Raw genomic sequence first — 8,434 nt, forward strand, 5'->3', positions numbered from 1 at the left:
AGCGGATGCCGATCAGCAGGGCGTGGACAGGGGCCGGGCAGCTTCGCCGTGCCGCCACCGCCGGGGCGCTCGTGGTGGCGCTGCTCGGCGTTGCCGCCTGTACCGGCACCGCGCCGGGTGGGCCCGCCGCGGCCGGATCGGCCCCGGCCTCGACCGGCGCGCCGCCCACGTCGACCAGCGTCCCGCCCACGCCGACCGGCGTCGCGACCGGCGTTCCACCTGCGGCGCAGGTCCCGGACGTGCTGCGCTTCACCGGGACCACCCTCGGTGGGGCCGCGTTCGACGCGGCACAGCTGGCCGGCAAACCGGTGGTGCTGTGGTTCTGGGCGCCGTGGTGCGCCACCTGCGCCAGCCAGGCCTGGACGGTGGCCGAGATCGAACCCCGGTACCGGGACACAGTGCCGATCGTGGGCGTCGCCGGGCTGGGCGAGCGGAAGGCCATGAAGGAGTTCGTCACCGAGTTCGACCTCGGCGCGACGCCGCAGATCGAGGACACCAAGGGTGCGCTCTGGAAGCGGTTCAAGGTGACCGAGCAGAGCATCTTCGTGATCATCGACCGGAACGGCACTGTCGTCCACCACGGTTTCCTCGACGGTGAGGCGCTCACCGCCAAGGTCGCCGCACTGGCCGGGGCGTGACCGCCACACTGCTGCTCGCGCTGACCGCCGGCATGCTCGGCGCGGTCAACCCGTGCGGCTTCGCGTTGCTGCCCGCGTACCTCTCGCTGTTGGTCGCCGGGAAGTCGGACACCCGCGGCGCGGTCGGCCGCGCGCTCACCGCGGCGGCCGGGCTGACAGTGGGGTACGTGCTGGTGTTCGGCGCGTTCGGCCTGGCGCTCGCGCCGCTGGCCGGCTGGCTGCGGCCCCGGCTGCCGTGGCTGACAGTGGCGCTCGGCGTGCTGCTGGTGGTGGCCGGCTGCTGGCTGCTCGCCGGTCGGCGGCTGCCCGCCCCCGGCTGGTCCGCCCGGGCACCCCGGCTGACCCGGTCCTGGCCGTCGATGGCGCTGTTCGGCGCGGCGTACGCGCTGGCGTCACTCGGCTGCGCCATCGCGCCGTTCCTGGCGATCGTGGTGACCAGCCTCCAGGCCGGCTCGACCGGTCAGGGGTTGGCGCTGTTCGGCGCGTACGCCCTCGGGATGGGTCTGGTGGTAGCGGTCGCCGCGCTCGGCGTGGCGCTGCTGCGCGACGGCCTGGTGGCCCGGCTGCGCGTCGCCGGTGCGCTGGTGCCCCGCCTCAGTGGCCTGGTGCTGCTGATCGCCGGCGGCTACGTCGCCTGGTACGGCCGCTACGAGCTACGCCTGGCCGCCGGCCACCGCGAAGCCCTCAACGACCCGCTAATCCAGGCGGCGTCCCACCTGCAACAAACCCTGTCCAAAACCCTGGACACCCTAGGCCCAACCCTGCTCGTAGCCGCCCTAGCGGCCCTCCTCCTAACCGCAGCCCTGGTGAAGCGCTCCCGCCCCCGCCCTGTTGATCATGAAGTTATTGCCATGACACGCCGAGGCGAGCGGCAATAACTTCATGATCAACGCCGGGAAGGGCGGGGGTGAGGGCTGGGCTGGGTTTAGCGGGGGGTTAGGCGGTCGGTGCCTAGGCGGTCTTGGAGGACCTTGGGGACCAGGACGCTGCCGTCGGCCTGCTGGTACTGCTCCAGGATGGCCGGGAAGAGCCGGCTGGTGGCCAGCGCCGACCCGTTGAGGGTGTGCACGAAGCGGGTCTGCTTGCCGCCCGGCTCGCGGTAACGGATGGCCGCCCGACGAGCCTGGTAGTCGCCGGCCCAGGAGACCGACGACACCTCCTTGTACTTGCCGGTGCTCGGCATCCACACCTCGATGTCGAGGGTCTTCTTCATCGAGGCGCTGGCGTCACCGGCCGAGAGCAACGTGCGCTGGTAGTGCAGACCCAGCCCCTCGACCAGGCTCTCGGCGTGGGCGAGCATCTCCTCCAGCGCCGCGTCGGCCTGCTCCGGCAGGGTGAACTGGAAGATCTCCACCTTGTTGAACTGGTGCCCCCGCACCGTGCCGCGCTCGTCCGAGTGCGAGCCGGCCGACTCCCGCCGGTAGCAGGGGGTGTACGCGAACGCCTTCAGCGGCAGCTTCGGGGTCTCCAGGATCTCGTCCTGGTACGCGCCGAGGATCGCCGTCTCCGACGTGGGCAGCAGGAACTGGCCACGCGGAGCGGACGCCGAGTCCAGGTGGTAGACGTCGTCGTAGAACTTGGGGAACTGCCCGGCGGCGAAACCGGCCGAATCCAGCAGCAGGTGCGGCGGGAGCAGGAACTCGTAGCCGGCCTTGATGTGCTGGTCGACGAAGTAGTTGAGCAGCGCCCACTCCAGCCGGGCGCCGACCCCGGTGTAGATCCAGAAACCGGACCCGCCGAGCTTGACCCCGCGCTCGTAGTCGACAAGGCCCAACGCGCGGCTCAGCTCCACGTGGTCGCGGACCTTCTCGATCACCGGCGGCTCACCGAAGGTCTTCACCACCCGGTTGGCTTCCTTGCCGCCGGCCACGACGTCGTCGCTGGGCAGGTTGGGCAGCTCACTCATCGCGTCGCGCAGCCGGGCCTGCACCTCGTCGAGCTGGGACTCCAGCTCGGCGAGCTGCTTACGCTCCGCCTCCGGCGCGACGGCCTGCGGCTCCTCGCCGGCCCGCTTCGCCTGCGCGTACGCCCGGGCCTCGGCCTTGCGGCGCTGCCGCTCGGCGTCGATCTCCGTGATCAGGGCGCGGCGTTCCTGGTCGAGCCGCTGGATCTCGTCCAGGGCACGGGTGACCTCGGCGGGATCCAGACGCTTCGCCAGCGCGGTCGCCACCGCCTCGCGATCCTTCCGGATCAACTCCATGTCGAGCATGCTGCTCCGTACGCCTCCGTCCGGGGTTCACAGGTGAACCAGCAGATGCTACCGTCGCGGGCTTTTCCTCCCGGGACGGGGAGTGCTGGCCGCCGGCTCAGAGCCGGATCGGCATGAGTACCGAGTAGGTGTCCGCGTCGTCCGGTCGGCGTACCGCCAGCGGGGCGATCGGCCCGTCCAGCTCCAGCACCAGTTGCGGCGCGCCGGCCGCGTTCAGCGCGTCCAGCAGGTAACCACCGTCCACCCCGACCCGCAGCGCGTCGGTGCCCAGGTCGGCGGCGGGAAGCAGCCGCAGCCGGCCCTGGTCGTCGACGCCGAGCACCGTGACCTCCCGGGTCGTGCCGTCGTGGTCGAGGGCGACGGTGGGGGCCGCGGGGTCGGCCAGCGCGGCGCGCAGCGCGGCCACGTCCACCGGGATCCGGCGCGCGGTCGGCCGCTCACCGACGGACCTGCGCAGCAGCCGGTGGTAGTCCGGGAAGTCGTACGGCAGGGCGGCGCCGGTCAGCGTGCGGTCGGCCACCCGCACCCGCAGGTCAGCGCCCGCCACTGTCAGCCGTACCGGCCAGGTGTCGGCGGTGTCGAGCAGTGGCCGGAGCTGGTCGACGAGGGCCACCGGCACGAACACCCGCACCGGCGGCCCGTCGACGTCGACCCCGGCCCGAGCCAGCGCGAGCCGGTACCGGTCGGTGGCGACGAGCCGGACACCGTCGGACTCCACGTCGAACAGCACACCGGCGAGCATCGGCAGCTCCCTGTCGACGCCGACGGCGAAGCGCACCGCGTCGAGCGCGGCGGCCAGGGCGGCGGGCGCGACCAGGAGGGTGGTGGCGGTCGGCGGGGCCGGGTCGACCAGCGCCCGGAGCCGGTCGGCCTCGCGGCGGGCGTCGCTGAGCCCGTCGGCCAGCCGGCGCAGGTGCGCGTCGAGCAGTTGGTGCACCACGGCCGGCTCGGCGCGCACCGCGGCGGCGATCTCCGGCACCGGCATGCCGATCCGGCGCAGCCCGGCCACCAGCCGGGCCGGGGCGATCTGCTCCCCGGCATACCAGCGGTAGCCGGTCACCGGGTCGACCACTGTCGGCTCCAGCACCCCCGCCGAGTCGTAGAAGCGCAGTGCGCTGACGGTCAGGCCGCTGGCCCGGGCCAGCTCGCCGATGCTGTGCAGGTCGCTCACGCTGGGCATCCTGCCCCCTCGACCCGGTTGAGGGTCAAGCCGCGGGCTCCAGAGTCTCCTGCTTGAGCACCCGGAAGGTGAGCCCGGCCCGGACGAGCCGGTCGAGCAGCGCGTCACCCATCGCGGCGACCGGGGTGAGCTGGCCGGCGGTCGACGGCAGCTCGTCGAGCGCCAGGCACAGCGCCGACTCGGCGAGCATCTTCGCCGTCTCGTCGTAGCCGGGGTCACCGCCGGCGACCTCGGTGACCACCCGCTGCCCGCCGCCGGTGCCGACGAACCGGACCCGGAACCAGGACGACGCTCGCTGCTCCGCTGTGGGCCCCTGCCCGGACGCGAGCCGGCCGAGCAGCCAGCGTCGGCTGGGCGGCAGCTTCACCAGCCCGATCAGCGCGCCGAGCCCGGCCGCGCCGGCCAGCACTGTGGGCAGCCGCTTCACGGCGGCGAAGTGCCGGTAGCGGAAGTCCGGGCCGTACTCCGGGCGGGCCGCGGCCGAGCGGCGGACCACCTGCGGGTCGAGGGTCGGCAGCGGCACCGTCCAGATGCCCAGCTCCGCCGAGCGGGCCAGCCGGCCGGGCACCGCCCGGACCCGCCGGTCGGTGGGGCGCGGCTCGACCGCCCGACGGGCCCGGGCGGCCTGGCTGGCCTGCCCGGTACGGGAGAACGCGGTGAGCGCCGAGTGGTAGGTGCCGGCGGAGAACCGGCCGCCGGCGCACACGTACCCGTCCACTGTGATCGGGACGTCGGCGGGCAGCTGCTTGACTGTGAACCAGACGCCCAGGTCGTGCGGGACGGAGTCGAAGCCGCAGGCGTGCACCAGCCGCGCGCCGGTGCCTGTCGCCTCGGCGTGGTGACGCACGTACATGAGGTCGACGAACTCCGGCTCGCCGGCGATGTCCAGGTAGTCGGTGCCGGCCCGGGCGCAGGCCGCGACCAGCGGCTCCCCGTGGTGGATGTACGGGCCGACCGTGCTGGCCACCACCCGGGCGCTTCCCGCCACCGCCCGCAGGGAGTCGGCGTCGGTCACGTCGGCGGTGAGCAGCGGCAGCTCGGCCAGGCTCGGGTCGACAGCGGCCAGCCGATCCCGTACGGCGGCGAGGCGCTGCGGGTTGCGCCCGGCCAGCGCCCAGCGCAGCTCGGCCGGCGCGTGCCGGGCCAGGTATTCGGCGGTCAGGCCGCCGGTGAACCCGGTCGCCCCGAACAACACCACGTCGTACGTTCGGTCCTCTGCCATCCCCGGAGTCTGCCATCCACCGCCGACGATGACGTGATCACGAGTGGGAGGTCAGGGCGTGAACACGGCGCGTACGCAGCCGTCGGCCCGGTCCCGGAACAGCGCGTAACCCTCGGGGCCCTGCGCCAACGGCAGCCGGTGGGTGGCCAGATGTTCGGTCCGCAGCTCGTCGCGGGCCATCCGGTCCAGCAGCATCGGCACGTCCCGCAGATCCGGCCGACCGGCGCCGCGCAGCGTGAGTCGCCGCTCGGTCAGCGCACCCAGCGGGAACGCGTCGACGAACCCGTCCGTCCCGCCGAGCACCACCACCACGCCGCTCTTGCGACACGCGTGCACGGCCTCCCGCAGCGCGTCCGGTCGGTCGGCGTGCTGGCCACCGAACCGGTCGGCCCTCGACCGGGCCGGCGGCGTGCCGACCGCCACCACGCACACGTCCGGCCCACGCCCACCGCTACGGTCGCGCAGCTCGGCCGCGACGTCGGTGCGGCGGTAGTCGAGCGGCTCGGCGTCGGAGTGCCGCTCGGCCATCCGCAACCGCTCCTCGTACCGGTCCACGACCAGCACCCGGGCGGCGCCGCGCAGCACCGCCGACCGGGCGGTCAACTGACCCACCGCCCCGGCGCCCCAGATCGCCACCACGTCGCCGGGGCGCACCGCACCCAACTCGGTGGCGAGCCACCCGGTCGGCGCCACGTCCGCGGCGAACACCGCCCGGTCGTCGTCGACGGCGTCCGGCACCCGGAAGGCGCTCACGTCGGCGTACGGCACCCGCACGTACTCGGCGTGGCCGCCCGCGAATCCGCCCGCCGCCCGGGGCCTGCCGAAACAGCCGGCGTCGGAGCGGGCCCAGTCGGGGTCGGCGCTGGGCAGGTCGGCGCTGGCGTTGTCACAGCAGGAGTGCAGGCCCTGGCGGCAGTACCAGCAGCCGCCGCAGGCCACGCTCGCGCCGACGACCACCCGATCCCCGGCGCGGTGTCGGCGGACCCCGGGGCCGACCTCCACCACCTCGCCGAGGAACTCCGCACCGAGCACGTCGCCGGGCCGCAGCAGCGGGTGCCGGCCGGCCAGCAGCGGCAGGTCACCCCCGCCGGTGGCGCTGCGCCGAACCCGGACGATGACGTCCCGCTCGTTGCGCAGCTCCGGGTCGGCGACCTCTCGTACGGCCAGTTCGCCTGCGCCCACCCAACACAGCGCTCTCACCCGTGGACCTCGGGGCGGTCCAGCGCGGAGCGGTCCGCGCGGAGCACCTCACCGGCCTCCACCCGTTGCTTGATCTGGCGCAGGGTCCGGCGCACCAGCAGGCCCGGGTCGTCGCCGACCAGATGCGCGGCCAGCCCGGTGGGCGGGGTGACGCCGGCCAGCGGCCGGGCGGCCAGCTCGGTGCCCCGTTCACCGGGCGCCGGGCGCACCCGCACCTCGACCGCCCCGTCCAGGCGGCGCAGCGGCTCCGGCCAGCGGCCCTCCGGCAGCACCTGCTCCGGCGGCCGGTCGACGGTCACCACCTCCCACCGGGCCGGCGCCGCAGCGTCGCCGTCCGCGCCGGGCCGGGCACCCCAACGGGGTACGCGCAGCAGCCGCGCCGCCCCGGCCAGCGCCGCGCCGCCCAGGGCGGGTCCCGCCCGCGCCAGCCGTCCCATCGGTACCACCCGTCCTCCCGGTTCACGTCCCCCGATCGTCTGTCGCACCCGGGTGAAGCGCGCTCGCCCGGAAGGGGTGAACCGGCCCGTGCCGGGTAACCGCTCGCCGACCGGGGGCGGAGCGCGTGGTGGGGGGTGGGGCTGGGTGCCGGAACAGGATCACGTACGGGTCGAGCCGGCACCGGGGCCACCGCTGTTGGCGTCCCGGCTGACGCCGGCCGTGCCGCCGGAGCCGGTGGTCGCCCGGCCCCGGCTGCTGCGCCGGTTGGACGAGGGCAGCACGGGACCGGTCACCCTGGTGGCCGCCCCCGCCGGCTGGGGCAAGACCACGCTGCTCGCCTCCTGGACGCGGCTGGGCGGTGCGCCACCCGACGTGGAGCCGGGGGCGATCGTGCCGGACTCCGGCGACCTGTCGGTCTCCTCGGCTGACGAGCCGGTCTCGGCGTGGATGTCGGTGGAGGCCGGCGACGACTCCGACCGGCTCTGGGCGTACCTCGCCGCGGCGCTGCGCTCGGCGACCGGTGCGACGGAGGGCGGCCCGGTGCCCGACCGGCCGCCGCGCCCCGACCAGCTGGAGGCGCTGGCCGCCACGCTCGCCGCCGCCGACCGGCCGGTGCTGCTGATCCTGGACGACCTGCACCGGGTCGCCGACCCGGCGGCGTTGACCGGCCTGGAGTTCCTGCTACGGCATGCCGGGGGGCGGCTCCGTCTGGTGATCGGCGCGCGGGCCGGACTGCACCTGCCACTGCACCGGCTCCGCCTCGCCGGGGAGCTGACCGAGATCGGCCCGGACGAGCTGGCGTTCACCGACGACGAGGTGGCCGACCTGCTCACCGCCCACGCCGCCGCGCTGCCGGCGACCGCCGTGCACCGGCTGCGGGAGCGCACCGGCGGCTGGCCGGCCGCGCTGCGCATCGCCGCCCTGGCGGTACGCGGACAGCCCGACCCGGAACGCTGGGTGGGGCAGTTCGGCGGAGACCAGCCGGAGATCGCCGGCTACCTGCGCGAGGAGGTGCTGGCGACGCTCGACCCGGCCGAGGAGGATCTGCTGCGGCGCACCGCCGTCGTCGACAGCGTCTGCGCCGATCTGGCAGGGGCGTTGACCGGCCGCGCCGACGCCGGGCAGGTGCTGGCCGACCTGGCCGGGACCGGTGGTCTGCTGCACCGGGAGGACACCCGGCCGCCCTGGTACCGGTACGAAGTGCTGCTCGCCGACCTGCTCCGCGCCGACCTCGCCCGGTTGCCCGCCGAGGAGCTACGCGAGCTGCACGTCCGCGCCGCAGACTGGTACGCGGGTGACGGCCGGCCCGCCGACGCCCTGCGGCACGCCCTGGCCGCCGGCCGCTGGGACCTGGCCGGTGACCTGTTCGTCGCGCACTGGCCGGAGCTGACCCGCTACGACCGGGACCCGGTGCACGCCCCGGCCCCCACGCCGCCGCCGGCGGAGGTGATCCGCGCCGACCCGGAGGTGGCGTTGGCCTGCGCCGCCGAGCGCGCTCACGCCGGTGACCTGCCGGCCGCCACCGGTCACCTGCGGGCCGCCGCCGG

Annotated in this window: 8 protein-coding genes; 3 read left to right on the forward strand and 5 right to left on the reverse strand. The window is 75.0% G+C overall.

All coding sequences use genetic code 11. The features are described 5' to 3' along the window. The first annotated feature begins 5 nt into the window (after positions 1–5). The gene (locus ABZ794_RS27005) at positions 6–638 is read left to right on the forward strand and encodes a thioredoxin-like domain-containing protein (RefSeq protein ID WP_210783949.1); all 633 of its coding nucleotides are present in this window, start codon (positions 6–8) and stop codon (positions 636–638) included. Beyond that, positions 635–1,516 (forward strand): cytochrome c biogenesis CcdA family protein, encoded by an 882-nt coding sequence (locus ABZ794_RS27010; RefSeq protein WP_357518164.1) that lies wholly within the window; start codon positions 635–637, stop codon positions 1,514–1,516. Before ABZ794_RS27005 ends, ABZ794_RS27010 begins: the two co-directional genes overlap by 4 nt. 47 nt (positions 1,517–1,563) lie before the next feature. Here the strand turns inward: ABZ794_RS27010 and serS are convergent, their stop codons facing one another. The 5 genes from serS to ABZ794_RS27035 form a co-directional block, all read right to left on the reverse strand. Further along, positions 1,564–2,847: a serine--tRNA ligase gene (gene serS, locus ABZ794_RS27015; protein ID WP_210783950.1), complete on the reverse strand. Its 1,284-nt coding sequence runs from the start codon at positions 2,845–2,847 to the stop codon at positions 1,564–1,566. A gap of 97 nt (positions 2,848–2,944) precedes the next feature. Beyond that, positions 2,945–4,027 carry a MerR family transcriptional regulator gene (locus tag ABZ794_RS27020; RefSeq protein ID WP_357518166.1) on the reverse strand — a complete coding sequence of 361 codons (1,083 nt, stop codon included), beginning with the start codon at positions 4,025–4,027 and terminating at the stop codon, positions 2,945–2,947. Positions 4,028–4,052: 25 nt separating this feature from the next. Continuing rightward, a complete protein-coding gene (locus ABZ794_RS27025) occupies positions 4,053–5,249 on the reverse strand; it encodes a saccharopine dehydrogenase NADP-binding domain-containing protein (RefSeq protein WP_357518168.1) in 1,197 nt (398 codons plus the stop codon). Positions 5,250–5,300: 51 nt separating this feature from the next. Next, on the reverse strand, positions 5,301–6,449 hold the full coding sequence (locus tag ABZ794_RS27030) for an alcohol dehydrogenase catalytic domain-containing protein (protein ID WP_357518170.1): 1,149 nt from the start codon (positions 6,447–6,449) through the stop codon (positions 5,301–5,303). Next, positions 6,446–6,895 carry a hypothetical protein gene (locus ABZ794_RS27035; RefSeq protein WP_238690525.1) on the reverse strand — a complete coding sequence of 150 codons (450 nt, stop codon included), beginning with the start codon at positions 6,893–6,895 and terminating at the stop codon, positions 6,446–6,448. Before ABZ794_RS27035 ends, ABZ794_RS27030 begins: the two co-directional genes overlap by 4 nt. A 136-nt stretch (positions 6,896–7,031) precedes the next feature. Between ABZ794_RS27035 and ABZ794_RS27040 the strand changes: the two genes are divergently transcribed. Beyond that, positions 7,032–8,434, forward strand: a 1,403-nt coding sequence (locus tag ABZ794_RS27040; RefSeq protein ID WP_357518172.1) for an AAA family ATPase, incomplete at its 3' end; no start/stop codon positions are given.

Source organism: Micromonospora sp. NPDC047187 (genome assembly GCF_040643355.1).
GTDB classification, from domain to species: domain Bacteria; phylum Actinomycetota; class Actinomycetes; order Mycobacteriales; family Micromonosporaceae; genus Micromonospora; species Micromonospora salmantinae.

Excerpts from the sequence above, each read along its gene's own strand:
- ABZ794_RS27005 (WP_210783949.1), top strand. The coding sequence starts at position 6 with ATGCCGATCAGCAGGGCGTGGACAGGGGCCGGGCAGCTTCGCCGTGCC.
- serS (WP_210783950.1), bottom strand. The coding sequence starts at position 2,847 with ATGCTCGACATGGAGTTGATCCGGAAGGATCGCGAGGCGGTGGCGACC.
- ABZ794_RS27020 (WP_357518166.1), bottom strand. The coding sequence starts at position 4,027 with ATGCCCAGCGTGAGCGACCTGCACAGCATCGGCGAGCTGGCCCGGGCC.
- ABZ794_RS27025 (WP_357518168.1), bottom strand. The coding sequence starts at position 5,249 with ATGGCAGAGGACCGAACGTACGACGTGGTGTTGTTCGGGGCGACCGGG.